Raw genomic sequence first — 25,279 nt, forward strand, 5'->3', positions numbered from 1 at the left:
TGACTACCAGGTCGGCACCCGCGTTCGCGCCCGCCTCAACTTCGACGCCCGCGAAGAGACCGAGCTCGGCACCCTGCGCGCCTTCGCCCGTCTGCAGGCCACCAACACCGCCGGTGCCAACAACGGCGTCGGCATCGACCAGGCCTACATCCAGCTCGGCGGCCTGCTCATGGGTTACCGCGACACGCTGTGGTCGTCGGGTATCGGCGGTCTGGAAGACGGCCTGCTCACCGACACGGACCTCGTGGTCGGCGACATCAACACCAACCAGGTCTCCTACACCTTCGCAGCCGGCGGCTTCTCGGCCACGATCGGCGCCGAAGATGACGGCACCGGCGACGTCGTTCCGGACGTCCACGCCAAGCTCGTCTATTCGGGCGCCTGGGGCGGTGCTTACATCTCCGGCGTCTACGACGAGACCTACAACCTGGAAGATCTCGACTCGGTCACGCTGAACGGCGTTGCGATCAACCTGGTCGGCCCGTACCCGACCCGTCTCCAGGACGGCAACAACGACGCCTTCGCTCTGAAGGGCGGCGTTCTCCTGAAGGACCTGATCGCTCCTGAGTCGCAGCTGAAGATCGAAGGTCACTACGCCTTCGACCCGACGATCTACGCCGGCATCACCGGTATCGACTCGGTTTCGTCGATCTCGGCTTCGCAGTTCACGACCGCTGGCGTTCCGATCACCCTCGAGTGGGCCGCTGGTGCGGGTTACGCTCAGGCGTTCGGCAAGCTCGGCCTCGCCATTGCCGGCCAGTACGGTGAGACCTTCGACGTCTCGCTGTTCAACACCCGCAACGGTCTGACGATCGTCGACAACGGCGAGTACTACGCCGGTGTCCTGAACGTCGGCTACCAGATCACGAACAACTTCGCCACGCTCGGCGAAGTCTCGTACAAGAACGTTGATTTCGGCGGCCCGGTCGGCGAGACCGATCAGGTCTCCGGCTTCCTGCGCTTCCAGCGCGACTTCTAATCGGATCTCCGATCGGAAACGGAAAGGGCCCGGCGCAAGCCGGGCCTTTTCTGCGTTTGAGCATCGGTTTTTAGCGCTTGGCGCTGAATGACGATCGCTCCCAGAAGTCGAAGTCGGGAGGCGAGAGGAAATCCGCGTCCGAGATCATCCGTCCCCTGGCCTCGCCGGGTCCAGCCATTCGAACCCGGGTCTCATTCCCGCAGCATTTCCGGTCGAAAGCGGATTCGCTTCGTCGTCGGACGATGCGGACAAGACTAAGATCGGAGCATGTCCTGCGAACCGATCGTCGCGGGGGGGCACCCCCCGTTGTGATTGTCTGCAGGCTCTCATAGCGCTCCCGGACCAATCCCGCTTCGGATGGTTCGGAGCCGTCAATGTCGGCCAGACGGCCGTGATCTCCGCTGATCCCCGGCCATGCTCACGCCGCCTGAAGGCGTCGGGGTTCCAATGCTCCAGCACGGATGTCGCCGCCTCTAAGCTGAATCGCATTCTTGGCTGGAACACGTCGACGCGATGCGACGTGCCACGCGCAAAACCTCGCTTGCCCGCAGCCCATCGTTTTCGCACGACTGGCTCAGGCTCTGAAGCGCAGACCTTTCCAGGCTTGGGCGGACGCCCGTTGGCGGACGGCCGCGACCGACAGCCTCTGCGACTCCGGCCGGCACTGCGGGCCTTGCCTCTCCCGACGCGCCGTCCAACGCGCCAGGGGCCATCCATCCTCGAAGATGGGTCGGCCGCGCGTTGGGCGATGATCGCCCCGCCATTTCGAAGCGCGCAAGCGATCGTCACCTGTGCGCGCAGGTCCGGATGCGGCGCCGTCGCGCGGTCGGTCCTTGCCCGATTTAAGTGAGCCGGGTTCTCCAGAAGAGCGCGTGCGGTTCGCTCGGCGACGTGCGCTGCGGCCCCGGCCGGTTTGGAAACGACGAAGGCGAGGAGCGCCTTTGCGTCCTCGCCTTCTCATTTCCAGTCTTGTCGTGCAGTCCGCGCTCGGCGTCGGCCCGTCGATGCCCGGCCCCGCGGCGGTGCGTCAGCCGCGACGGCCCTGCGTCACGTCGCGTTCGATGTCGAAGCCAGCGCCGAGGCGCATCTTGTAGACCTGATAATTCTCCATCACCCGCTGCACGTAGTTGCGCGTCTCGGTGAAGGGGATCATCTCGATCCAGTCGACGACCTCGTCCACGGACTTGCCGCGCGGGTCGCCGAAGCGCTGGATCCACTCGCGGGCGCGGCGCGGGCCGGCATTGTAAGCCGCGAAGGTGAGGACGTAGGAGCCGTTGAAGTTGTCGATCTGCTGGCCGAGATATTGCGAGCCGAGGAGCGCGTTGTACGAGACGTCGTTCAGGAGGCGCGTCTCGGAGTAGGCGAGGCCCGCGCTCTTGGCGAGACCCTTGGCCGTCGCCGGCATCACCTGCAGCAGGCCGAGCGCGCCGACCGGCGACTTGGCTTTCGGGTTGAAGGCGCTTTCCTGGCGCGCGATGGCGTAGGCCAGCGCCTTGCCGGAGGCCGAGATGTTGGCGTCTGCGGGAATGACGCCGACCGGGAAGGCGAGGGCGGGCGCATCGACGCCTCGCGAATAGGCGGTCTTGCCGACGGTCAGCGCGAGGCTGTGGTCACCGCGCTTTTCGGCCATCGATGAGAGAACCGCCAGCTCGCCCGGGCTGTCGACGTCCTCGGCCAGCGCCTTGTAGAGAAGGTCGGCGCGGAAGTTCGAGCCGATGTCTTCGAGGCGCCGGATGGCGCGCACGGCTTCGCGCCGCTCGAAGCGGTCGCGCTCGGCGGCCGAGGGCTTCGGGTAGGCGATCGCGCCGGGGGTGCGGCCGAGCTTGGCGTTGGCGAGCTGGCCGTAGAAGGTCGCAGAGTGCCGGGCGGCGCGGCCGTAATAGTCCTTGGCGCTGCCCGGGCCGCCGGCCTCGGCGGCGCGGCCGAGCCAGTAATAGGCGCGCGACTGCGACAGCGGCCGGTTCGAGATTTGCGCGATGCGGGCGAAGTGCTTCGAGGCGGTGCCAGCGTCTCCGAGATAGCGCAGCGCGTACCAGCCGGCATGGAACTCGGCCTCGACCGATTCGGTCACGCCCTCGGCCGAATGGTTGGCGACGAGGCGGTAGGCGTCCTTTCGGTCGCCCTGCTCGAGCAGCATGCGCGAGACGATGCGGCGCTCGTTCCACCACGCGTCGGGATCGACGAGCGAGGCGCGGTCGCGCGGCACGCGCTCGATCAGCGCGGCGGCTTCGCGCGCCTTCTCCTGCTTGCGCAGGGTCTCGACGACCGTGAAGACATAGCTCGGGTCGGTCTTGAAGGCAGCGGGAACCTGGTTGAGGATCTTGTCGGCATTGGGCGCGCCGGAGATCTGCGCGGCGCGCGCCTTGAACAGCGGTTCGGCGCCGGCCAGCTTGGCGACGCGCGAGGCGTCGTTCACGCGGTCGGCATAGAGCAGCATGTCCATGCGCGCCTTGTGGTCGGCGCGGGTCAGGAGTGTGCCGAACGAGGCGAGCATCTCGCTCTCGGTCGACTTGTCGAACTTGTCGTTACGCCAGGACTTGACGATGAGCGCCTTGGCCTTGCCGGCCTGCCCGAGTTCGAGGAAGGCGCGCGCCAGCGCCATCGAGCCTTCCGGCGTCTTCGGCGCGTCGGAGGCGAAGGCGCCGACGACGTCCGAGGCGCGCAGACGGTCGCGGTAGAGCGCACGTTCGAGATTGGCGCGTACCGTGCCCATGCCCGGCCAGTCACGCAGTTCCATCGCGGTGTGGGCGATCTCGGCGGCGGGCACATCGCTCGTGCCGCGCAGTGCGATGGCCCAGGAGAGGATGTGCCGGTCGAGCGAACCGGGCGTCATGCCCTCGCGGATCGCGAGCGCACGCGGCACGTCGCGATAGGTCGCGTCGAGCCCGTCCTTCAGCCCGCCGCGCACCGGCGAGACGTTGGAGACGCGCGCGCCCATCGCGGCGATCGACGAGGTGAAGGCCGCCGCATCCGGCGCCGGCGCTGCGCTGGATGCGGGCGCGGCGGGTGCCGGGCGCAGCAGCGGATTGGCGGATGGGGCCGGCGTGCCGAAGCGGTCGGTGTCGGGCTCGGCCTTCTGCCGACCGAGACCCAGCGTCGGCATCTTGAAGCTCGGCATGGGAATGCGGTCGAGGAAGGATTCGGCGCCGGCCGTGCTCGCAGCCAGGGCGGACAGGAGCGCCGGCACGATCAGGATCCGGGCGCGCGTCGACTGTCTCATGAAACCTCCTGCAGCATCGTCGTCACCGGCGCGTGGAAACGGCCGCGCATGGTCACCAAAGGTCTCACGAACACGATGAAGATCCGGTAAAGCCACCCGCCGTCAGCGGGATCACGGTCGCTTGTTTCGGCTTCTGCGCTTCATTATGGTGCGCCGTCCGCATGGGGGCAAAGCGGCTCTTCGCCGCCCTGCTTCCTTGGACGACACGGGGAATGCCACGCCAAGCCGCGCTTTTTGTGGCGCCGGCCGGCCGCCGCTGCCCCTCCATTTTCAGTCGCCGGGAGTGACGACATGCAGTTCAAGGGCTCGCTCACGGCTCTGATTACCCCCTTTGCGGCCGATGGCAGCCTGGACGAGGCCGCCTTCGGCGAATTCGTCGAGTGGCAGATCGGGGAGGGCACGCAAGGGCTGGTTCCCGTGGGCACCACGGGCGAGAGCCCGACGCTGACGCATGCCGAGCACAAGCGCGCGGTGGAGATCTGCATCGAGGTCGCGGCCGGGCGCGTGCCGGTCATGGCGGGTGCGGGCTCCAACAACACGGCCGAGGCGGTGGATCTCGCACGCTTCGCGCAGAGCGCCGGCGCAGACGGCGCGCTCGTCGTGACGCCCTACTACAACAAGCCGACGCAGCGCGGCCTTTACGAACACTATGCCGCCGTCGCACGCGCCACCACGATCCCGATCTTCATCTACAACATTCCGCCGCGCTCGGTGATCGACATGAGCGTCGAGACGATGGCGCGGCTGCATGCGGACTTCCCGACCATCGTCGGGGTGAAGGACGCGACCGCCAAGCTCGACCGCGTCTCCGACCAGCGCCATGCCTGCGGCCAGGACTTCATTCAGCTCTCGGGCGAGGACGCCACCGCGCTCGGCTTCAACGCCCAGGGCGGACACGGCTGCATCTCGGTCACCGCCAACGTCGCGCCGCGCCTCTGCGCCGAGTTTCAGGCCGCGAGCCTCGGCCACCAGATGCCCCTCGCGCTGGAGCTTCAGGACCGGCTTTTCCCGCTGCACAAGGCGATCTTCATCGAGCCGGGCCTTTGCGGCGTGAAGTATGCGCTGTCGCGCCTCGGCCGGGGCCACAACCGGATGCGCTCGCCGCTCGTGCCGATCGAGGCTTCCACCGAGCAGCAGATCGACGCCGCGCTGCGCCATGCCGGCCTCCTGAATTGATCCGGCGGGGCTTGCGCCCACATACAGACGATGAGTTTCGCGAGGGGGCGCCGGTCGGCGTCCCTTCGCATGAAGGGCGACCGCAATGACCAAAGCTCCGCACACGAAGTCGAACGTCGTCGCCGACAATCGCAAGGCGCGGTTCCACTACGAGATCATCGACACGCTGGAGACTGGGCTCGTGCTGACGGGCACCGAGGTCAAGGCGCTGCGGCTCGGCCGCGCGACGATCGCCGAATCCTACGCCACCGAGGAGGGCGGCGAGATCTGGCTGATCAATTCCTACGTGCCGGAATATCTGCAGGCCAACCGTTTCAACCACGAGCCCAAGCGCCGCCGCAAGCTGCTCGTCCATGCCGCGCAGCGCAACCGTCTGGCCGGCGCCGTCCAGCGCGACGGCATGACCCTCATTCCGCTGAAGATCTACTTCAACGAGCAGGGCCGCGCGAAGCTCGAACTGGCGGTCGCCAAGGGCAAGAACGCTCCGGACAAGCGCGAGACGCTGAAGGAGCGCGACTGGAACCGGCAGAAGCAGCGCGTCATGAAGGAGGGCGGGCGCGACTGACCCACCGCCGCTCTCGCAAGCTTGACCGACCGTAGCAGCACTCGCAGTCCGCAAGCCGTCGAGGATTTCGCGCCATCGACGATCGCTGCGTAGACGGGCGCGCGCCGGACTGCGATGGGTCCACCGGCCGCCTTCGGGCTCGACCCGTCGGGCGCCAACGGCTCCGATGGACTCTTGCGCTTTGATCGAAGCGGCGTGACGATGGCCCAAAAGCCGGGAGGACACGCCGTGACGGATCTGACCATCTTGCCCGAGGGTCTCGAAGCCCCCTTCGACGACGGGGCGGCGAGCCATCTTCTGGGCCGCACCCTGCCGAGGGTCGCGCTGCCGGCGACGAGCGGCCCGCCCGTGGATCTCGGTCAGCTGCGGGGAACGGTGGTCCTCTACGCCTATCCGATGACGGGGCGCCCCGGCGCGCCGCTGCCGGGCGGCTGGAACGAGATTCCCGGCGCTCGCGGCTGCACCCCGCAGGCCTGCGGCTTCCGCGATCAATTCGCCGAGTTGAAGGCGCTCGGCGTCGCCCATGTCTTCGGCCTCTCGACGCAGACCACCGGCTACCAGCGCGAAGCCGCCGAGCGGCTGCACCTGCCGTTCCCGCTTCTGTCGGATGCCGGGCTCGACGTGCAGGACATGCTAGACCTGCCGACCTTCGAGGTGGACGGCGATCTCCTTCTCAAGCGGCTCACGATGATCGTGCGGGACGGCGAGATCGTCGCGCTGTTCTATCCCGTGTTCCCGCCCGACCGGAATGCAGCCGACGTCGCCGACTGGCTGCGCCGGCACCCGGAGGACGGTGCCGCCCATCACTGAGAGGGAGCGGCGCGCGATCGATCCGTGCATCCACATGTCGCGCGTCACGGTATCATTGGCTCAAGGAGCCACGCCGCCGCTGATGCCATCGGCATCTCCGGCCGGACAAGAAGAGCGCCGGCGCGAGGGGGCTGCACGCCTGCCATTGCCCTTGTCATTCGCCCCGGATGGCGAACAAGAACTGCAGGCTATCCTCGATCTGTCGCCCTTCGAGGCGAATTCGGTCCCTTCAATCGAACGGCGACTGCCGTGCAGGACGTAGATCTCGTCACCATCCTGTAACGGATTTCTTCACCCGATCGAAGCGTTGGCGAACGGGCTGACCGGCTCCAGGCCGGCAAGCGAACGGTCCAGTCCCGCTACCAAGCGCTACCAAGCTCTACCGAGCGCGGATGGAAGCGGACGCTACGCGTTACGGCGTCTCGCGCGATCAGTTGTCCCAGCCGTCGTCGTCCCAGCGCCGGTCGTCGCGGCGATCGTATCGGTCATCACGGTCGTACCGACGGCGGTCGTCGCGCCGATCGTAGCTGCGGCGATCGTCGCGCCGGTTGTCGTATCCACGCCGATCGTCGCGTCGATACTCGTCGCCGCGGCGGCGATCGTCGCGGCGCGGCTGGGCGACCACACGGCCGCCATTGCGCTCGATCTGCTGGCACGTGCTGTTGCGCGGGTTCTGCAGGCAGAAGTGGAAGATTTCGGCCGCGCTTTGCGCACGGGCCGGCGCGGCGGGAAGGGCGGCACCCGTGCCGATGACGACGAGTGCCATGACGAACTGCGAGATGCGGCGCATGAGAAGGGATCTTTCGTTGTGGTTCGGCACGCGAGTCGAGCGGAAGAATGGACGAGGGAGCGCACATGTTCCCTTGCCGGCATGCTGCAGTGCGAGACTGGCGGGGCGTTTGTACCCTGCGTCTCACCGACTGAGCATCACCTCCGCAGGCTCATGAGCGTCACTCTGCCCCCCGGTGGCCTGAACCCGACATGAATGCCGGGTCGTCCTGCGTTCAGGCAGGCGGGACGCCGAGGAACTCCGCGACGCCTTCGAAGACGTCGGCGAACATCGCCTCCGTCAGGCGGCCGGTGTTCGTGTTGTAGCGCGAGCAATGGTAGCTCGAGGCGATGCGCAGGCCCGCCACATCATGCGCGCCGTTATGCGAGAAGGGGGCGTCCTTCAGCTTGGCGCCGAGCGCGCGCACGGTCGAGTCATGGGCGATGCGCCCGAGCGTGACGATGGCCGCGAGGTTCGGCAATTGGCGGATCGTCGGCGTCAGGAATTGCCGGCAGGCGTTGATTTCGGCCCCGATCGGCTTGTTTTCGGGCGGCACGCAGCGCACGGCGTTGGTGATCGCCGCCCTCGTCAATTCCAGGCTGTCGTCGGGCCGGGCCTCGAACGTGCCGCGCGCGAAGCCGAAGCGCTTCAGCGTCGCGTAGAGGAGATCGCCGGCATAGTCGCCGGTGAAGGGGCGGCCCGTGCGGTTGGCGCCGCGAACACCGGGCGCAAGGCCCACCACGAGCAGCCGGACCTCGGCCGGACCCGAGCGCGGCAGGAAGGTTTCGACCGGGGCATTGTGCCAACCAGGCTCCCTCTCTCGCCATTCCTCGCGGAAGGCGACGAGGCGCGGGCAGATCGGGCAGTCGCGCGAGGGCGAGGCGCCGGGCAGGGCGATGGGCACGTAAGGGGGCATGGGGGGTCTGCGATCCGGCGTCGGCGCTCAGTCGTCCTCGCTGGGCTCGGGCGTCTCGGCCTCGGCGCGCCGGGCGAGGCGGGCTTCGCGCTCGGCCGGGCTGCGGCCGACTTCGGTCTGCAGCGAGCGCAGGTCGATGAAATGGTCGGCCTGCCGGCGCAGGTCGTCGGCGATCATCGGCGGTTGGGTCGACAGGGTGGAGACGACCGAGACCTTGCGGCCCTTGCGCTGCAGAGCCTCGACGAGCGAGCGGAAGTCGCCGTCGCCGGAGAAGAGCACGAAATGATCCACCGTCTCGGCCAGTTCCATGGCGTCGATGGCGAGCTCGATGTCCATGTTGCCCTTGATCTTGCGGCGGCCCATCGAGTCCGTGAACTCCTTGGCCGCCTTCGTCACGACGCTGTAGCCGTTGTAGTCCAGCCAGTCGATCAGCGGCCGGATCGAGGAGTATTCCTGGTCCTCGACCATCGCCGTGTAATAATAGGCGCGCAGCAGGTAGCCGCGCTTCTGGAAGGCGGTGAGCAGCTTCTTGTAGTCGATGTCGAAGCCGAGCGCCCGCGACGTCGCATAGAGGTTGGCGCCGTCGATGAAGAGGGCGATCTTTTCTCTGGAATCGAACATCGAACGCTTTCGCTGCTGAAATCGGATTGCGCCGCAAACGGGGCCGGCGCGCGCAGAATGGCCGAGGCCCATCGGACTGGCGCGAAGGATAGCGGCCGACCCGCTCGATGCCAACGAAAAGGCACAAGCCCGGCCACCGTTCACACTTAAACGGGCGCTTGCCCCTTGTGCGGAAATTGTCAAGGGGTTAGACGGGCGGTTCAGCTCTTTGAATCATATCCCGAGGAGACAGGCATGGCCCGCGTCACCGTAGAAGATTGCGTCGACAAGGTCGAGAACCGCTTCGAGCTGGTGCTGCTCGCCAGCCACCGCGCTCGGCAGATCGCGCAGGGCCAGCAGATCACCGTGGATCGCGACAACGACAAGAACCCCGTCGTGGCTCTGCGCGAGATCGCCGACGAGACGCTTTCGCCCGACGACCTGAAGGAAGACCTCATCCACTCGCTGCAGAAGCATGTCGAGGTGGACGAGCCCGAGCCGCAGGCCCCCGCGTCCGGCACGCTCTCCGATGCGCCGGCGCCCGGTTCGGTGATCGTGGCCTCCGAGGACGGCGACGACAACATCGCCTTCGACCGCATGTCGGAAGACGAGCTGCTCTCGGGCATCGAGGGCCTGATCCCGCCGGAGAAGAACGACGATTTCTGACCGATCGGGTCGTTTAGACCCTTTCTCGTCTGCCGCATCGCAACCTATATTGAAGGGGCGTCCCGCCGAGCCGGGGCGCCCCTTTTCACATGTCCGATCCCGGCACCCTGGAGAGCATGACAGGCCATGATGCGGCAGTATGAACTCGTCGAGCGCGTGGCGGCCTACAAGCCGAACCTCGATGAAGCGCTGCTCAATCGCGCCTATGTCTATGCCATGCAGAAGCATGGCTCGCAGAAGCGGGTGAACGGCGATCCCTACTTCTCGCATCCGCTCGAAGTCGCGGCCATCCTGACGAACCTGCATCTCGACGAGGCGACGATCGCCGTCGCGCTGCTGCACGACACGATCGAGGACACCGACGCCACCCGCAAGGAGATCGATCAGGTCTTCGGCCACAAGATCGGCACGCTCGTCGAGGGCCTGACGAAGCTGAAGCGCCTCGACCTCGTATCGAAGAAGGCCGAGCAGGCCGAGAACCTGCGCAAGCTGCTGCTCGCCATCGCCGACGATATCCGCGTGCTTCTCGTCAAGCTTGCCGACCGCCTCCACAACATGCGCACGCTTCATCACATGAAGCCCGAGAAGCGCTCGCGCATCGCGCAGGAGACGATGGACATCTATGCCCCGCTCGCCGGGCGCATGGGCATGCAGGACATGCGCGAGGAACTCGAGAACCTCGCCTTCAAGCACATCAACCCGGAGGCGCACGAGACCGTCACCGCGCGCCTCGCCGAACTCCTCGAAAAGCACGCCGACACGATCGCCAAGATCGAGGAGACGCTGGCCGAGCGGCTGAAGGAACAGGGCATCGTCGCCGTCGTCTCCGGCCGCCAGAAGAAGCCCTATTCGGTGTTCTCGAAGATGCAGCGCAAGGCGCTGTCGCTGGAACAGCTCTCCGACATCTTCGGCTTCCGCGTCATCGTCGACGACGAGGAGGATTGCTACCGCACGCTCGGCATCGTCCACCGCACCTGGCCGCTCGTGCCCGGCCGGTTCAAGGATTACATCTCGATCCCCAAGCAGAACGACTACCGCTCGATCCACACCACGATCGTCGGTCCCTCGCGCCAGCGCGTCGAGCTGCAGATCCGAACCCATGCGATGCATCACATCGCCGAATACGGCATCGCCGCGCACGAACTCTACAAGGACGGCGAGCACGCGCTCTCCACCGAAAGCTCGGCCTATGCCTGGCTGCGCCGCACCATCGAGATGCTGGCCGAGGGCGATCAGCCCGAGGAGTTCCTCGAGAACACCAAGCTGGAGCTTTTCCAGGACCAGGTCTTCTGCTTCACGCCGAAGGGCCGGTTGATCGCCATGCCGCGCGGCGCGACGCCGATCGACTTCGCCTATGCCGTCCACACCGATGTCGGCGACACCTGCGTCGGCTGCAAGATCGACGGGCGGATCATGCCGGTGGTCACAGAGCTGACGAACGGCGACGAGGTCGAGATCATCCGCTCGAAGGCCGCGACGCCCCCGCCGGCCTGGGAGGGCGTCGTCGTCACCGGCAAGGCACGCTCGGCCATTCGCCGCGCCGCGCGCCTCGCCATCCGCAAGCAATATTGCGGGCTCGGCCAGCAGATCCTGGAGCGCACCTTCACCCGCGCCGGCAAGACCTTCGCTCGCGAGGGACTGAAGCCCTACCTCTCGAAGGTCGGCTTCCGCGACGTCGAGGACGCGCTGGCGGCCGTGGGGCGCGGCGAGCTGCCGTCGTCCGACGTGTTCCGCGCCGTGCATCCCGACTACCAGGATACGCGAGCCTCCAAGCCGACGATGAAGCCGGAGGAAGAGGGCTGGTTCAACCTGCGCACCGCAGCCGGGCTGATCTTCAAGATGCCGGGCCTCGGCAAGCTGCGCGGCGGCGAAGCGCCGACGCCGATCCCCATTCGCGGCGCGGGCGACGACACCGCCGTCCAGTTCGGGCCGGACGGCGCGGTGCCGGGAGACCGGATCGTCGGTATCCTCGAGCCGGGCAAGGGCATCACCATCTACCCGATCCAGTCGCCGGCGCTCACCGCCTTCGACGACGAGCCGGACCGCTGGATCGACGTGCGATGGGATCTCGACGCCGAGCTGACGACGCGCTTTCCGGCGCGAATCCGCATCTCCGCCCTCAACGAGCCCGGCACGCTCGCCGAGATCGCCGAGACGATCGCGCTCAACGACGCCAATATCCACAACCTTTCGATGGTCGCCACCGCCCCGGACGTCACGGTGATGATGGTGGATCTGGAGGTCTGGGATCTCCAGCACCTCACGCGCACCCTCAATCAGTTGCGCGGCAAGGCTTGCGTCACCGACGTCGTTCGTGTGAACGGCTGAGCCCCGAAGCCCACCCTTGCGCGAAAGGCCGCCGGGACATGAACACGGACGACGTCATCGAGATCTTCCGCAAGGCCGGGGCCTATCTCGAGGGGCACTTCATCCTGACCTCCGGCCTGCGCAGCCCGATCTTCCTGCAGAAGGCCCGCGTCTTCATGCATCCGGGTTATACCGAGGAACTCTGCAAGGCGCTGGCCGAGCGCCTTCGCGCCGCGGTGGACGGACCGATCGACTACATCGTCGGCCCCGCGGTCGGTGGCCTGATCCCGGCCTACGAGACCTCGCGCCATCTCGGCGCCCCGTCGATCTATGTCGAGCGCGAGAACGGCGTCTTTCGCCTGCGCCGCTTCGAGATACCCAAGGGTGCCCGCGTCGTCATCGTCGAGGACATCGTGACCACCGGCCTGTCGATCCGCGAGACGATCGTCTGTTTGAAGGAGCTGGGGGCCGAGGTCGTCGCCGCCGGCTGCATCGTCGATCGCTCGGCGGGCAAGGTGGATGTCGGCGTGCCGCTGGTGGCGCTCGCCTCCTACGAGGTGCCGACCTACTCGCCGGACGATCTGCCGCCCGAACTCGCCGCAATTGCGCCCATCAAGCCCGGTAGCCGGTCGCTCTAGGGCACGCCGTCTACTTTTCCCGGCGATGCCCGATGAACGTTGCGGATGCATCGCCCGGTGCTCCGCGCCGCCTCTCGGCGGGTTCGTCTCGAAGTCTTGCCCACCGGCCCCGCCCAGAGGATCACGGACGCTCATGCTCTTCCGGCGTCGCCAGCCCGAGACCCGCCTCCAGCGCCTGCGCGCGACGCTCTGGCCGCGCCGCTCCTGGCGCCGTTCGCTGCGTTACATGCAGAAGCGCGTCCTGCGGCTGCGGGCGACGCCGCATGCCATCGCGGCGGGTGTCGCGGCCGGTGTCTTCGCCACGTTCACGCCCTTTCTCGGCTTCCACTTCCTGCTCGCCTTCGCGCTGGCCTATGTCATGTCCGGCAATCTCGCTGCGGCGGCGCTCGGCTGCCTCCTCGGCAACCCGCTGACCTATCCGCTGATCTGGGCCTCGACCTACGAGACCGGCCGCTACCTCACGGCGGCCGAACTCCCCGACGGGCACGCGCCCGAGGGCCTGGGGCAGGCGTTGTCGCACATGAACATCGCCGCGATCTGGAAGCCCTATCTGGAGCCGATGCTGGTCGGCTCGCTGCCGCTCGGGCTCGGCTTCGCGGCTCTCGCCTATGTCGCCGTGTTCTTCGCCGCGCGTTCGTTCCAGGCCGCCAAGCATCGCCGCACCGAGGCGGGTCGCCAGCTTCGCAGCGAGCGCATGGCGCTCGGCTCCACCCTCAACGGTGCGCCATGATCGTCGGCATCGGCAGCGACCTCATCGACATCCGCCGCATCGAGAAGACGCTCGAACGCCACGGCAGCCGCTTCACGACGCGCGTCTTCACCGATATCGAGCAGGCGAAGTCCGACCGGCGGGCGCAGCGCGCCGCCTCCTACGCCAAGCGCTTCGCGGCCAAGGAAGCCTGCGCCAAGGCGCTCGGTACCGGCCTGTCGCAAGGGGTCTTCTGGCGCGACATGGGCGTCGTCAACCTGCCCGGCGGCAAGCCCACGATGCGGCTGACCAACGGCGCGGCCGCGCGCCTCGCCGCGCTGCTGCCGGCTGGGCATCGCGGCGTCGTTCACCTGACGATCACCGACGATTTCCCGCTGGCGCAGGCCTTCGTCATCATCGAGGCGCTGCCGGAGAGTTAGCCCCTTAAAGATTCCCTGACGATTGCCGAACCGCGCGGCAGACAGTACACAGCCGGCTGCGGCGTGCCGCGTCGGGAATGGAAGGATTTCGCATGGTCGATCGGACCGTTGGCAAGAAGAAGGAAGGCTGGGGCGAGACCGTCAAGGTCGTCGTTCAGGCGCTTCTTCTGGCGCTCGTCATCCGCACCGTCCTGTTCCAGCCCTTCTCGATCCCGTCGGGCTCGATGATGCCGACGCTGCTGATCGGCGACTATCTCTTCGTGTCGAAGTGGTCCTACGGTTTCTCGAAATACTCGCTGCCCTTCTCGCCCGACCTGTTCGAGGGCCGCATTCTCGGCTCCGATCCCGAGCGCGGCGACGTGGTGGTGTTCCGCAAGCCGAATGAGACGCAGACCGACTACATCAAGCGCCTCATCGGCCTGCCGGGCGATCGCATCCAGATGCAGGGCGGTGTGCTCTTCATCAACGGGCAGGCGGTTCCGAAGGTGGCGGACGGCAGCTTCGTCACCGAGGGCGGCGCCGAAATCCCGCAGTTCCGCGAGACCCTGCCGAACGGCGTCACCTACGACACGCTTGACGCCGATCCCGAGTCGGTGGGCGACAACACCCGCGAGTTCGTCGTGCCGCCCGGCCACTATTTCATGATGGGCGACAATCGCGACAACTCGCTCGATAGCCGCTTCGACGTCGGCTACGTGCCGTTCGAGAACTTCGTCGGCAAGGCGCAGGTCATCTTCTTCTCCATGGAGAACGACGCCTCGCCGCTGGAAGTCTGGCAGTGGCCGTCGAGCCTGCGCCCCGGTCGCATCCTGACATGGCTCGGGTGAGGGGATCGGGCGCAGCGCTCGATCGTCTCGAAGCCCGAATCGGCATCCGCTTCGCCGACCGCTCGCGGCTCGAACGCGCGATGACACATTCGAGCCTCAAGAATTCCGGCTCGAAATCCTCTTACGAGCGGCTCGAGTTCCTCGGCGACCGGGTGCTCGGGCTCGCCATCGCGCAGAAGCTCTTCGAGCTCTACCCGACCGCCGACGAGGGCGACCTGTCGCTGCGGCTGAATTCGCTCGTCAGCGCTGAGGCCTGCGCCGAGATTGCCGACGAGATCGGCCTCACCGAATTCATCCGCCACGGCGCCGACCTGCAGCGCTCGGTGGCGGGGCGCAACCGCAACATCCGCGCTGACGTCGTGGAAGCGCTGATCGCCGCCATCTATCTCGATCACGGATTCGAGCCCGCCCGCGCCTTCATCCTGAAGCACTGGGGTGCCCGGCTCGATGGCGCCGTCCATGCCCGGCGCGATCCCAAGACCGAGCTGCAGGAATGGTCGCACAAGCGCACCGGAATGCCGCCCGTCTACGAACTGGTGGAGCGCTCCGGCCCGGACCACGAGCCGGTCTTCACCGTGCGCGCCACCGTGCGCGAGGTGGAGCCCGCGACCGGGCGAGGACGCTCCAAGCGCATCGCCGAGCAGGATGCCGCGGAGACGATCCTTCTGCGCGAAGGCGTGTGGGACGGCGTGCCCACCGGTTGAGCCTGGACGCCGGCCGATACGCCCCCCGCGCAAACCATTGGCCTTCGCAAACCATTCGCCTTCTTTGGGGTTTGGCCGCATAATCCGATTTTCCCCATCATCGTCCGGCGCTCCCGCCGGCGCCCGAGCGAGACCCGATTTGACCGACGACACCACCATCGACACCGGACCCGAGACCGCGACCGAGACCCCCGAACTCGCCCCCACGCGCTCGGGCTTCGTGGCGATGCTCGGCGCGCCCAACGCCGGCAAGTCGACGCTCGTCAACCAGCTCGTCGGCACCAAGGTCTCGATCGTCACCCATAAGGTCCAGACGACGCGCGCGCTCGTGCGCGGCATCGCCATCAAGGACCGCACGCAGATCGTCTTCGTCGACACGCCCGGCGTCTTCAACCCCAAGCGCCGGCTCGACCGCGCCATGGTCAAGACCGCCTGGGGCGGCGCCAAGGATGCCGACATCATCCTGCCCATCGTCGATGCCGACCGCGGCATCAACGACGAGGTGCTGGCGATCATGGAGCGCTTGAAGGACGTCAAGCATCCTAAGGTGCTGCTTCTCAACAAGGTCGACCAGATGCGGCGCGACCGCCTCCTGGCGATGACGCAGGAGATCTCGACGAAGGGCGACTTCGAGCGGATCTTCATGATCTCGGCGCTGAAGGGCTCGGGCTGCGACGACCTGATGGCCTTCCTCGCCCAGCGCCTGCCGGAAGGGCCCTGGTACTATCCGGAGGACCAGATCTCCGACCTGCCGCTGCGCCAGCTCGCGGCCGAGATCACCCGCGAGAAGCTGTTCCTGCGCCTCCACCAGGAGATCCCCTACGCCTCGACGGTCGAGACCGAGCGCTGGGAAAACCGGCCGGACGGCTCCGTGCGCATCGAGCAGACCATCTATGTCGAGCGCGACTCGCAGAAGGCCATCGTGCTCGGCCACAAGGGCGAGACGGTGAAGGCAATCGGGCAGGCCGCGCGCAAGGAGATCACCGAAGCCGCCGAGCAGACCGTGCATCTCTTCCTCTTCGTGAAGGTGCGCGAGAACTGGGGCAACGACCCCGAGCGCTACCGCGAGATGGGCCTCGACTTCACGGCCTGATCGCTCGCGACACGACGTTCGGCCACGGGCATCGAGAGCCGTGCCGCCCTATCTGTTGAAAACCGGCGGCGGCATGGCGAGACGATATGGAATGGCGGGAAGAGGGCATCGTCCTCGGCGTGAGGCGCCAGGGCGAGACGAGCGCGGTGGTGGAGATCATGACGCGCGAGCGCGGTCGCCATCTCGGCCTCGTGCGCGGCGGACGCTCGCGCAAGCTCCAGCCGGTGCTGCAGCCCGGCAATCAGGTCGAGGCCAACTGGCGTGCGCGGCTCGACGAGCACTTAGGCTTCATGACGGTCGAGCCGCTGGAACTGCGCGCCGCCCGATTGATGGAATCGGCCATCGGCCTGCACGGCATCCAGCTTCTCGCCGCCCATATCCGCCTGCTTCCCGAGCGCGATGCCCATCCCCGCCTCTACGACGCCATCCAGACCATCGTTGACCATCTCGCCGATCCGATCGCGGCCGGCGTGATGATCCTGCGCTTCGAGGTGGCGCTGCTGGAGGAACTCGGCTTCGGGCTCGATCTGGAGACTTGCGCGGCGACCGGCACGCGCGACGACCTCGTCTACGTCTCCCCGAAATCAGGCCGCGCCGTCAGCCGCGCGGCCGGCGAGCCGTGGAAGGACCGGCTCCTGCCCCTGCCGGGCTTCCTCTCGCAGGACGCCACGCGCCCCGACGCCGCCCATCTCGAAGCGGGCTTCCGCATGACCGGCTTCTTCCTCGCCCGCCACGTCTGGGAACCCCGCGCCATCGAGGCCCCGGCCTCGCGCAGCGGCGCGCTGGGGATCATCGCGCGGTCGGTGCGGGAGTGACTGTGGAGGAGTAGGGCGTTTTGGCGATCCGACGCCTGCCCGCCGTCATTTCACCCAACCCGGCCAGCCCTCACAGCGTCAATGGCAGCACGAAGGGCGTGCCCGAAAACGCATCGGCGCCGCGGCCGATCGAGCGGATGGCGACGACCATGCGTCCGCCGCGTCCGAGCTTTTCGTCGGCCAGTTCCACGAGGAGTGCGTTCGGCGTCGCGGAAGGCGCGCGGCGGCGGAGCTCTTCGGCCAGTGCCTGTTCGTCCAGATCGGGATTGATGGCGATGGCGAGGATGTAGGCGGCGGCGGTGGAGCGGCTGATCCCGGCCCAGCAATGGACGGCGAGCGGCGCCGCGCGGTCCCAGCGGTGGCCGAATTCCAGCAGGCGGTCGAGGTGCACGAGGCCGGGATGGGTCAGGCCCTCCACCGGCACGGTGATGTCGTTCATGCCGAGGAAGAGGTGGCGATCGGGGGCGATCGAGGCCGGACGCTCAACGAGCGTGTCGGCGTTGATCAGCGTCACGACGCCCGCCGCCCCGTGTTCGAGGACGGTGGCGGGCATGTCGGCAAGGGACGAGACGACGATGTAGCTCATGGCTGCGGCTTTCCGGGCGCGGGATGGGACGGGTGGACGAGGCGGTCGAGCGCGTGGAAGCGATCGAGATAGGCGGCGCCGACGCTGGATGCCGGCTGCGGCGCGAAGCGGCTGTCGTCGACGGCCGTGGTGCCCGGCTTGCCGAAGAGGCTGGCGGCTTCGGCAGCGGTGAACCCGGCGAGGAGCTTGGCCTCGAAATAGGCGGAGACGCGGTCGGCGGACTTGATCAGCTTGGCGACCGCCGCCGGCAACTCGGCAGGCAGGCCGAATCGGCTGTGGATCGCGCTTTGAAGGCGCTTCTCGATGCTCTTGTAGTCGCCGCCGAGAACGCTCTTGAACGGCGAGATCATGTCGCCGATCACGTATTCCGGCCCGTCATGCAGCAGCGCGGCGAGGCGCCAGCGCGGATCGGGTTCGCTCGCGGCGACGATCTCCTCGACGATCAGCGAATGCTGCGCGACGGAGAAGGCATGGTCGCCGAGCGTCTGCCCGTTCCAGCGCGCGACGCGCGCAAGGCCATGCGCGATGTCGGCGATCTCGACGTCGAAGGGCGAGGGATCGAGAAGATCGAGCCTGCGGCCCGACAGCATGCGCTGCCAGACGCGGGGGCTCTTGGCCGCGCGAGAGACGGAGGAGGGGGCGGCGGCTCGGCTCATGCGTCGTCCGCAGCGCCCGCTGGCACGGCTTCGGGCAGCGTGTAACCCGCCCAGGACGGCACTTCCGCCTCGACCGCGACCCCGTCGACACTGAGGGCGAGGTCGGCACGCAGGGCGTCGGCCAGCTTGTCGATCCGAACCATCCCCATGCCGAGCGCGCCGGCGGCCGAGAGTACGGTGCCGATCGTCCGGCCGCCGGCCTCCAGATTGGCGCCGGGCGTCAGGTGGCCCTCGGCGCGCAGCACCATCAGGCGCCGGCGTGCGGTGCCGCGATGCTGCATGCGCGAGACCACCTCCTGCCCGACATAGCAGCCTTTCCGGAAGGACACGCCGCCGTTCTGGTCGAGGAGGACATCGTGCGGAAACACGTCGGAGGCCGGAAAGTCGCGCTCCGCCTCGGCGACGGCATGAGCAAGGCGCAGCGCCTCGAAGCCGGCGACATCGTCGCCTGCGCTGTCCGCTGCCGCGCCGTAGAGCCGCCAGACCGGCACGGGAAAGCGCTTGTCGACCAGAGAGTCGTCCGGCGCCTCGGTCACGTCCCAGACGGCGGCGACGGCTTCATCGGACGGCGTCAGCGTCACCTTGGCGCGGAGCCGATAGAGGGTCAGGCGCTTCGTCAGATCGCCGCGCGCCCCGGCGGCGACGTCGAGGCGAAGCCCTTCGGGCGTCCGGCTGACGAGGAAGTCGAAGAGGATCTTGCCCTGCGGCGTCAGCAGCGCCGCCGGGCGCACCTCGCCTGTCGCCAGCGTGTCGAGATCGGCGGTGACGAGGTTCTGCAGGAACGGTTCGGCGTCCGGGCCGGCGACGAGAAGCACGGCACGGTCGCAAAGGCGGGCGGAGGACATCGGCGGATCATCCCATCCGTGGCCGCTCGTCTCGAAACGGGGTTCGAAACCGTCGGCCACTCGTCTAGAAGCTGGGTCCGTATCTGCGGATTTCAGCCACGAGAAGCAAGGACAAGGCGATGACGGGCGGTTTCGAGACGGTGCTTCGCGGCGGGACGGTGGTGAACCAGGACGGCGAGGGCGTCCGCGACATCGGCCTTCGCGAAGGGCGTATCGCCGCAATCGGCACGATTGCCGCCGGTGCCGGCGGCGAGGAGATCGACTGCACGGGGCTGTACATCCTGCCGGGCGTCATCGACAGCCAGGTGCATTTTCGCGAGCCCGGGCCGACGCACAAGGAAGACCTCGAATCGGGTTCCCGCGCGGCGGTGCTCGGCGGCGTCACCTGCGTCTTCGAAATGCCCAACACCGACCCGCTGACCACCGACGAGGCGGCGCTCGCCGACAAGGTGCGGCGCGGCCACCACCGGATGCATTGCGACTTCGCCTTCTGGGTCGGCGGCACCCGCGAGAACGCCGCCGACGTCGCCGAGTTGGAGCGCCTGCCGGGCGCGGCCGGCATCAAGGTCTTCATGGGGTCTTCCACCGGATCGCTGCTCGTCGAGGACGACGACGGCGTGCGCGAGATCCTGAAGCGTACCCGCCGGCGCGCGGCCTTCCACTCGGAGGATGAGTTCCGCCTGCGCGAGCGCATGGGGCTGCGGGTCGAGGGCGACCCCGCCTCGCATCCCGTATGGCGCGACGAGATCGCGGCGCTGCAATGCACGCAGCGGCTGGTCGGCATCGCCGAGGACACGGGCGCGCGGATCCACGTGCTGCATATCTCGACGGCCGAGGAGATCCTGTTCCTCGCCGGGCACAAGGCCAACGCCACCTGCGAGGCGACGCCGCACCACCTGACGCTTTCGGCCGACGATTACGCTCGCCTCGGCACCAAGCTGCAGATGAACCCGCCGGTGCGCGACGGCCGCCACCGCGACGGCATCTGGCACGGAATCGCGCAGGGGATCGTCGACGTGCTCGGCTCCGATCACGCGCCCCATACGCTGGAGGAAAAGGCCAGGCCCTATCCGGCCTCGCCCTCGGGCATGACCGGCGTGCAGACGCTGGTGCCTGTCATGCTCGACCACGTGGCGAAGGGGCGCCTGTCGCTGCAGCGCTTCGTCGATCTCACCTCCGCCGGTCCGCAGCGCATCTTCGGCCTGTCGCAGAAGGGGCGAATCGCAGTCGGCTACGACGCGGACTTCACGGTGGTGGATCTCAAGCGCCGCGAGACGATCCGCGACGCCTGGATCGGCTCGAAGTCGCAGTGGACCCCGCATGACGGGCGCGAGGTCACGGGCTGGCCGGTCGGCACGATCGTGCGCGGGCGGCGCGCGATGTGGGAGGGCGAGATCGTCGCGGCGGCGACCGGCGAGGCGGCCCGCTTCGTGGAAACGCTGGCGCCCCGCGGGTGAGGCTTGGCTGAATGGGAACGGCGCGCGCTTGAGGCGTCTCGCGACAGCGCCGCCGCTTCTTTGGCACTCCAGCCAAGTTGGTCGGAGCATGAGGAGCGCGTCACGCCGGTGGCGAGTGCCCTCGTTCTTCGATCCGCTTGAGGATCGGGGCTTCTGCAAACCTCGCGATCGGCTCGCCGAAGATGCCACCCTGCGATGCACGATCTTGGTGTCGATGCGGATGCGGTTGATGCTTCGGGGGCGGAGATTGCACGCGAGCGCCCTGCCGGGGCCGGCATGCAGCATCTCGATGTGCCGATACCATGCGCCTGGCCGAGCGTTGCCGCTCAGTCGCCGGCGACGAAGAACTCGAAGCGGCCCTCAGGTGAGATGCCGACGCGGTAGAAGTCGTAGGAGCCGTTGCCGAGCATGCGCTGGTAGTCGCCGGCGGTCACGAGCTCGAACAGCTCGACGAGCTGCGGCTTGGTCAGCTTCTCGAGGTTGACCTGCGTGAAGTAGGGCCAGACGAAGATCTCGTTGTCGCCACTCTGATCGAGATGGACGTGGCCGGCTTCGAGCGTCTCGAGAAGGATCGCCAGGATCTCGACGCCGTCGCCATCGCCCGAGGCGCCCTTCAGCGTCTCGATCGGGTCCTCGTCAGTCTGGATGAGCGACAATGCCGTGGCGTTCGCGCCGGTCTCGATATAGGGGCGCAGCTTCTCGACATCGCCGCTCTTGGCGATCTCGATTAGCTTGCGGCGCAGATCCCGCACCGGCTGCGGTAGCTTGTCCTCGCCATAGGCGATGTCGGCGGGGGCGACGTCGGGCGCGGGCGCCTCGCCGGTCACCGCCGGCGCATCCGGGTCGGGCACGATCTCGACACCCTCGGAATCGGCGTCGGGATCGAGCGGTGCCACCGGCGCAACCGGCGGCGCCGGGGTGGTAGGGGCCTGCGTCCCCGTAACCGGGGCGGGCGCGGCCGGAACGGTTGCCGCCGGTGCGGTCGGAGCTGCGGGCGGCGGCGTCATGGGAGGCTGCGGCGGTGTGGGCTGGCCCGGCACGGGCGGCAGCGGCACCGAGACGATCCCGTCGCGCACCGGTCCCGCCTCGCCGTTCTCTCCGGTGATCTGCGAGAAAGCGAAGGCCGGCGCCGTCGTCGCGGAGACGAGAAGAAGCGCAGCGAGGGCAGCGAGGGGAGCGGGGAGGCGGTGGGGCCGTCCGGATGTCATCGGGATCCTTGGCGTCGCGGCGACGCGTGTCGTCTACTGAAGGGCGCGGTCGGCCCGGAACTCGCCGTACTCGACGCGCTTGCGCAGCTGGTCGAGGAGATCGAGCACCTCGGTCTCGCCGTAGCGGCGCACCAGCTCGGTGACGGCGGTGCTGATTGCGGTCTCGGCGAGGATCTCGGTCTCGATCCCGTCGGAGATCCCGTCGGCCCAAGCCTCGTTGTGATACTCGATCGCCACCTGCTTCTTCTCGGCGACGATCAGGTCATCGAGGTCTGAGCTCTGCAGATCGATCATGCCGGGACACTCCAATTCATGTTTCCGCGACCGCGCCAGAGCGGTCTCGAAGGCATCGCGCCGGGCCGGTCGGCCACCGCGCATCCTTAACCAATCGTTAATTGCCGTACCTTGCGCTGATCTCCCGTGAAAGAGACGCGCCTTCCCGAAGGTATCTTTCGGCGGCGACCGTCGCAGCCGGGGTACACTTCCTGTAGGTGGATTCGAACGAGCGATAGCCTTGGTTGAAGCTCGCCACGAGAATGCGCCGGTCGGCTTCGCCCGGCGCCTGCGCCTCGAGGATCTCGCCCATCTTCTGGCGCCAGACGTCGCCGTTCGCATCGCCGCAGAGCGTGCGCAGGAAATGGATGGAGCCCAGCACCGTCGCGAGCCGGCCCAGCGGCTTCATATAGGGGGCGTTCGAAGGCACCGGCGCCTCAACCGAGGCGGGCTGTGCGGGCTCCTCCCCCTTGGTCTTGCCGCGTCCCTGCGCACCCGCCGGCGCGATCGCCAGAAGCGAGGCGACCAAGGCCAAGATGGCGAGACTTTGAGGCAAATTGCGGTGAAAACCCATGTCCGAGATTTGCAGTCCGATTAAGGAGATTGCAAGACGATACCGGGAGTTAGGGGGTCTCCTCGCCCGTTAAGGTTAGCGGCGGAAGGGCCGCGTCGGCCTGCGCGGCGGCCCTGTCGCGGCGATCGCGCGCGCTACGCGCGGCGCTGGACGCTAGCGGCCGAGATCGCGTCGGCCAGACCCGTCGTGGTGCGCCCGTCCCGGTCCATCTCCGCAACCTCCGAGACGGGGAAGAATCGTGCGTCGGCCGCGTCGTCGGCTGCGGCGAACGCGGCATCTGCGCCGTGTTCGGCCAGAGCGGCATAGACCGCGATCACGGCATGGGCGCCGGCCGGCGCGTCGATCGCCTCGTGCAGGCGGGCGAATACGAGCGTCTCGGCCTCGACGCCGGTTTCCTCCCGCAGCTCGCGGCGCGCGGCGTCCTCCAGCCTCTCGCCGAACTCGACCCGTCCGCCCGGCAGGCTCCAGAGGTCGGCGAAGGGCGGCTTGCCGCGCAGGACGAGAAGCACCTCGTCGCCCCGGAAGAGGGCGACGGAGACGGCGAGGACGGGGCGGGGCGTGGTCATGGCACGACATCTAAGCGCGTGCCCCCTGCCGGCCAAGGCTTGTGCCTGCCGGCGGTCACGCCCATTCTCACGCCATGTGCGGACGCTTCACCCTCATCGCCACGCCCGAATCCGTCGCCGAGCGCTTTTCGCTGACCGAGATCGATCCGTTTCCGCCGCGCTACAACATCGCGCCGACGCAGCCGATCCTGATCATTCGCAAAGCTGAGCCGGACATGCGCCCGCGCAACGCCTCCGGGCGCTACGGGCAGCTGGCACGCTGGGGCCTCATTCCCGGCTGGGCCAAGGATCCCGCGACGCTGCCGCTGCTCTTCAACGCGCGCTCCGAAACGGCGAACGAGCGCAACTCCTTCAAGGGCGCGATGCGCCATCGCCGCTGCCTCGTGCCGGCGAGTGGCTTCTACGAATGGCGGCGCAACGGAAAGGAGCGCTCCACCCCCTTCTTCCTCAAGCCGCGCGGCGAGGAACCGATCGCCTTCGCCGCCCTTGCCGAGACGTTCCTCGCGCCCGACGGCAGCGAGATCGACACCGCCGCGATCCTGACCACGAGTGCCAATGCGGCGCTCTCGACGATCCACGAGCGCATGCCCGTGGTGGTCGAGCCCCATGATTTCGAGCGCTGGCTCGACAACCGCGAGGTCTCGCCGGCCGAGGTCGCCGACATCCTGCGCCCGGTGTCCGACGCGTTCTTCGAGATCGTTCCGGTTTCGGAGCGCGTCAATGCGGTTGCGAACATGGGGCCGGATGTGCAGAAACCCTTGAACCCCGACGATCCGCCGACGAGCCCGCCGGCCGGGCAGGGGCGCCTCTTCTGACGATTATGAGCGGACCTGCGAGCCCCATGAACATCGACCTTCTCAAGCGCCTCTGCGAGACCCCCGGCGTTCCCGGCCACGAACACCGGGTGCGCGACCTCATTGCCGCCGAGGCGGCGAGCCTCTTTGACCGGGTCGAAACCGACGCGATGGGTTCGCTCGTCTGCACGCGCGATGGCGAGGGCGAGGATCCCGAGCGCATCATGCTCGCCTGCCACATGGACGAGATCGGCTTTCTCGTCAGCCACGTCACCGACAAGGGCTTCATCCACGTCTCGCCCGTCGGCGGCTTCGACCCGCGCAATCTCTTCTCGCGCCGCGTCCTCGTCTGCACCCCGAACGGCGATCTCAAGGGGATCATGAACGCCGAGGGCAAGCCGGTCCACATCGCGTCAGTGGAAGACCGCAAGAAGGTGCCGGAGCCGACCGAGTTCTTCATCGATCTCGGCCTCGGCGCGGCCGCCAAGGAGAAGGTGCGCGTCGGCGACTTCGTGGTCATGGACGAGCCGCTGGTGGAGATGGGCGAGCGCATCGTCTCGAAGGCGCTCGACAACCGCATCGCCTGCTGGCTCGGCCTGGAAGCCGTGCGCAAGCTCGTCGACGACGGGGTGTCGCACAAGTGCCAGCTGACGGTGGCCTTCACGGTGCAGGAGGAGGTCGGCCTTCGCGGCGCCAAGACGGTGGCCTACGCGGTGAAGCCGCATATCGGCATCGGCGTCGATACGACGCTCGCCTGCGACACGCCCGGCGTGCCGGAAAAGGACCGCACCACAGAGCTCGGAGCCGGCGTCGGCCTGCACCTCAAGGACGGCTCCTTTATCGCCGACCGCGACCTGACCGACGAGTTCGAGGCGGTGGCCAAGGCCAACGGCATCCCGTTCCAGCGCACGATCCTGGCGGGCGGCGGGATGGACAGCGCCTCGCTGCAACAGGCGGCGACCGGCGCCAAGGCGATCGGCATCGTGGTGGGCACGCGCTACATTCACACGGTCTGCGAGATGATCGACCGGCGCGATCTGCTGGCGGCGCGCGATCTCCTCGCCGCCTTCGTCGCCGCGCACTGACCCCCCCGGCTGCGCGGACGCG

At 67.8% G+C, this 25,279-nt stretch carries 27 protein-coding genes; 16 read left to right on the forward strand and 11 right to left on the reverse strand.

What is annotated here, in order from left to right:
- Window positions 1-979: porin (locus tag AUL33_RS18630; protein ID WP_062211892.1), on the forward strand; the 979-nt coding region annotated here is incomplete at its 5' end.
- A gap of 1,027 nt (window positions 980-2,006) precedes the next feature.
- Here the strand turns inward: AUL33_RS18630 and AUL33_RS18635 are convergent.
- Window positions 2,007-4,199 (reverse strand): lytic transglycosylase domain-containing protein, encoded by a 2,193-nt coding sequence (locus AUL33_RS18635; protein ID WP_062211896.1) that lies wholly within the window; start codon window positions 4,197-4,199, stop codon window positions 2,007-2,009.
- A gap of 291 nt (window positions 4,200-4,490) precedes the next feature.
- Between AUL33_RS18635 and dapA the strand changes: the two genes are divergently transcribed.
- The 3 genes from dapA to AUL33_RS18650 all read left to right on the forward strand — a co-directional run bounded on the left by dapA (window position 4,491) and on the right by AUL33_RS18650 (window position 6,750).
- Window positions 4,491-5,375, forward strand: coding sequence for a 4-hydroxy-tetrahydrodipicolinate synthase (gene dapA, locus AUL33_RS18640; RefSeq protein WP_062211900.1), 885 nt, complete (start codon window positions 4,491-4,493; stop codon window positions 5,373-5,375).
- Window positions 5,376-5,460: 85 nt separating this feature from the next.
- Window positions 5,461-5,940 (forward strand): SsrA-binding protein SmpB, encoded by a 480-nt coding sequence (gene smpB, locus AUL33_RS18645; RefSeq protein ID WP_062211903.1) that lies wholly within the window; start codon window positions 5,461-5,463, stop codon window positions 5,938-5,940.
- Between the two features lie 201 nt (window positions 5,941-6,141).
- Entirely contained in the window at window positions 6,142-6,750 is a 609-nt protein-coding gene (locus AUL33_RS18650) for a peroxiredoxin (protein WP_062212066.1), read from the forward strand.
- Between the two features lie 430 nt (window positions 6,751-7,180).
- Here AUL33_RS18650 and AUL33_RS22560 read toward each other — a convergent pair whose 3' ends face one another.
- The 3 genes from AUL33_RS22560 to AUL33_RS18665 form a co-directional block, all read right to left on the reverse strand.
- Window positions 7,181-7,516, reverse strand: a complete 336-nt coding sequence (locus AUL33_RS22560) for a hypothetical protein (protein ID WP_192843221.1) — start codon at window positions 7,514-7,516, stop codon at window positions 7,181-7,183.
- A gap of 238 nt (window positions 7,517-7,754) precedes the next feature.
- Window positions 7,755-8,435 (reverse strand): uracil-DNA glycosylase, encoded by a 681-nt coding sequence (locus AUL33_RS18660; RefSeq protein WP_062211909.1) that lies wholly within the window; start codon window positions 8,433-8,435, stop codon window positions 7,755-7,757.
- Between the two features lie 27 nt (window positions 8,436-8,462).
- Entirely contained in the window at window positions 8,463-9,056 is a 594-nt protein-coding gene (locus AUL33_RS18665; RefSeq protein WP_062211913.1) for an NYN domain-containing protein, read from the reverse strand.
- A gap of 234 nt (window positions 9,057-9,290) precedes the next feature.
- On the opposite strand from AUL33_RS18665, the gene rpoZ reads away from it, so the two are divergent.
- From rpoZ to recO, 9 genes are all read left to right on the forward strand, one after another.
- Window positions 9,291-9,701: a DNA-directed RNA polymerase subunit omega gene (gene rpoZ, locus AUL33_RS18670; RefSeq protein WP_062211916.1), complete on the forward strand. Its 411-nt coding sequence runs from the start codon at window positions 9,291-9,293 to the stop codon at window positions 9,699-9,701.
- 126 nt (window positions 9,702-9,827) lie between these two features.
- Window positions 9,828-12,029 carry a bifunctional (p)ppGpp synthetase/guanosine-3',5'-bis(diphosphate) 3'-pyrophosphohydrolase gene (locus AUL33_RS18675; RefSeq protein WP_062211919.1) on the forward strand — a complete coding sequence of 734 codons (2,202 nt, stop codon included), beginning with the start codon at window positions 9,828-9,830 and terminating at the stop codon, window positions 12,027-12,029.
- A gap of 38 nt (window positions 12,030-12,067) precedes the next feature.
- The gene (pyrE, locus tag AUL33_RS18680) at window positions 12,068-12,646 is read left to right on the forward strand and encodes an orotate phosphoribosyltransferase (RefSeq protein WP_062211921.1); all 579 of its coding nucleotides are present in this window, start codon (window positions 12,068-12,070) and stop codon (window positions 12,644-12,646) included.
- A gap of 133 nt (window positions 12,647-12,779) precedes the next feature.
- Window positions 12,780-13,376: a DUF2062 domain-containing protein gene (locus tag AUL33_RS18685; RefSeq protein WP_062211924.1), complete on the forward strand. Its 597-nt coding sequence runs from the start codon at window positions 12,780-12,782 to the stop codon at window positions 13,374-13,376.
- On the forward strand, window positions 13,373-13,774 hold the full coding sequence (acpS, locus tag AUL33_RS18690) for a holo-ACP synthase (RefSeq protein WP_062211927.1): 402 nt from the start codon (window positions 13,373-13,375) through the stop codon (window positions 13,772-13,774). Before AUL33_RS18685 ends, acpS begins: the two co-directional genes overlap by 4 nt.
- Before the next feature lie 92 nt (window positions 13,775-13,866).
- Window positions 13,867-14,601 carry a signal peptidase I gene (gene lepB, locus AUL33_RS18695; protein WP_062211929.1) on the forward strand — a complete coding sequence of 245 codons (735 nt, stop codon included), beginning with the start codon at window positions 13,867-13,869 and terminating at the stop codon, window positions 14,599-14,601.
- A complete protein-coding gene (rnc, locus tag AUL33_RS18700; RefSeq protein WP_062211932.1) occupies window positions 14,589-15,305 on the forward strand; it encodes a ribonuclease III in 717 nt (238 codons plus the stop codon). Before lepB ends, rnc begins: the two co-directional genes overlap by 13 nt.
- Before the next feature lie 157 nt (window positions 15,306-15,462).
- Window positions 15,463-16,398 (forward strand): GTPase Era, encoded by a 936-nt coding sequence (gene era / locus AUL33_RS18705; protein ID WP_062212068.1) that lies wholly within the window; start codon window positions 15,463-15,465, stop codon window positions 16,396-16,398.
- Window positions 16,399-16,484: 86 nt separating this feature from the next.
- The gene (gene recO / locus AUL33_RS18710) at window positions 16,485-17,213 is read left to right on the forward strand and encodes a DNA repair protein RecO (RefSeq protein ID WP_062211934.1); all 729 of its coding nucleotides are present in this window, start codon (window positions 16,485-16,487) and stop codon (window positions 17,211-17,213) included.
- A 70-nt stretch (window positions 17,214-17,283) separates the two neighbouring features.
- On the opposite strand, the gene AUL33_RS18715 is transcribed toward recO, so the two are convergent.
- The 3 genes from AUL33_RS18715 to AUL33_RS18725 are packed head-to-tail and all read right to left on the reverse strand — an operon-like array spanning window position 17,284 to window position 19,300.
- Window positions 17,284-17,799: a tyrosine phosphatase family protein gene (locus AUL33_RS18715; protein WP_062211936.1), complete on the reverse strand. Its 516-nt coding sequence runs from the start codon at window positions 17,797-17,799 to the stop codon at window positions 17,284-17,286.
- Entirely contained in the window at window positions 17,796-18,455 is a 660-nt protein-coding gene (locus AUL33_RS18720) for an HD family hydrolase (RefSeq protein ID WP_062211939.1), read from the reverse strand. The genes AUL33_RS18715 and AUL33_RS18720 overlap by 4 nt, the downstream gene beginning before the upstream one ends.
- Window positions 18,452-19,300: a folate-binding protein YgfZ gene (locus AUL33_RS18725; protein WP_062212070.1), complete on the reverse strand. Its 849-nt coding sequence runs from the start codon at window positions 19,298-19,300 to the stop codon at window positions 18,452-18,454. Before AUL33_RS18725 ends, AUL33_RS18720 begins: the two co-directional genes overlap by 4 nt.
- 119 nt (window positions 19,301-19,419) lie before the next feature.
- On the opposite strand from AUL33_RS18725, the gene AUL33_RS18730 reads away from it, so the two are divergent.
- Window positions 19,420-20,757, forward strand: coding sequence for a dihydroorotase (locus AUL33_RS18730; protein WP_062211942.1), 1,338 nt, complete (start codon window positions 19,420-19,422; stop codon window positions 20,755-20,757).
- A 326-nt stretch (window positions 20,758-21,083) separates the two neighbouring features.
- Here AUL33_RS18730 and AUL33_RS18735 read toward each other — a convergent pair whose 3' ends face one another.
- The 4 genes from AUL33_RS18735 to AUL33_RS18750 all read right to left on the reverse strand — a co-directional run bounded on the left by AUL33_RS18735 (window position 21,084) and on the right by AUL33_RS18750 (window position 23,378).
- Window positions 21,084-21,965: a hypothetical protein gene (locus tag AUL33_RS18735; RefSeq protein ID WP_062211945.1), complete on the reverse strand. Its 882-nt coding sequence runs from the start codon at window positions 21,963-21,965 to the stop codon at window positions 21,084-21,086.
- A gap of 33 nt (window positions 21,966-21,998) precedes the next feature.
- Window positions 21,999-22,259: a hypothetical protein gene (locus AUL33_RS18740; RefSeq protein WP_062211949.1), complete on the reverse strand. Its 261-nt coding sequence runs from the start codon at window positions 22,257-22,259 to the stop codon at window positions 21,999-22,001.
- A 97-nt stretch (window positions 22,260-22,356) separates the two neighbouring features.
- Window positions 22,357-22,773, reverse strand: a complete 417-nt coding sequence (locus AUL33_RS18745) for a TIGR02301 family protein (protein WP_244492347.1) — start codon at window positions 22,771-22,773, stop codon at window positions 22,357-22,359.
- Between the two features lie 173 nt (window positions 22,774-22,946).
- A complete protein-coding gene (locus tag AUL33_RS18750; RefSeq protein WP_062211952.1) occupies window positions 22,947-23,378 on the reverse strand; it encodes an NUDIX domain-containing protein in 432 nt (143 codons plus the stop codon).
- Between the two features lie 74 nt (window positions 23,379-23,452).
- On the opposite strand from AUL33_RS18750, the gene AUL33_RS18755 reads away from it, so the two are divergent.
- Window positions 23,453-24,193, forward strand: a complete 741-nt coding sequence (locus AUL33_RS18755; RefSeq protein ID WP_062211955.1) for an SOS response-associated peptidase — start codon at window positions 23,453-23,455, stop codon at window positions 24,191-24,193.
- A gap of 26 nt (window positions 24,194-24,219) precedes the next feature.
- On the forward strand, window positions 24,220-25,257 hold the full coding sequence (locus tag AUL33_RS18760) for a M42 family metallopeptidase (RefSeq protein ID WP_062211958.1): 1,038 nt from the start codon (window positions 24,220-24,222) through the stop codon (window positions 25,255-25,257).
- Window positions 25,258-25,279 lie beyond the last annotated feature (22 nt).

The organism is Aureimonas sp. AU12 (assembly GCF_001463705.1).
GTDB lineage: Bacteria > Pseudomonadota > Alphaproteobacteria > Rhizobiales > Rhizobiaceae > Aureimonas.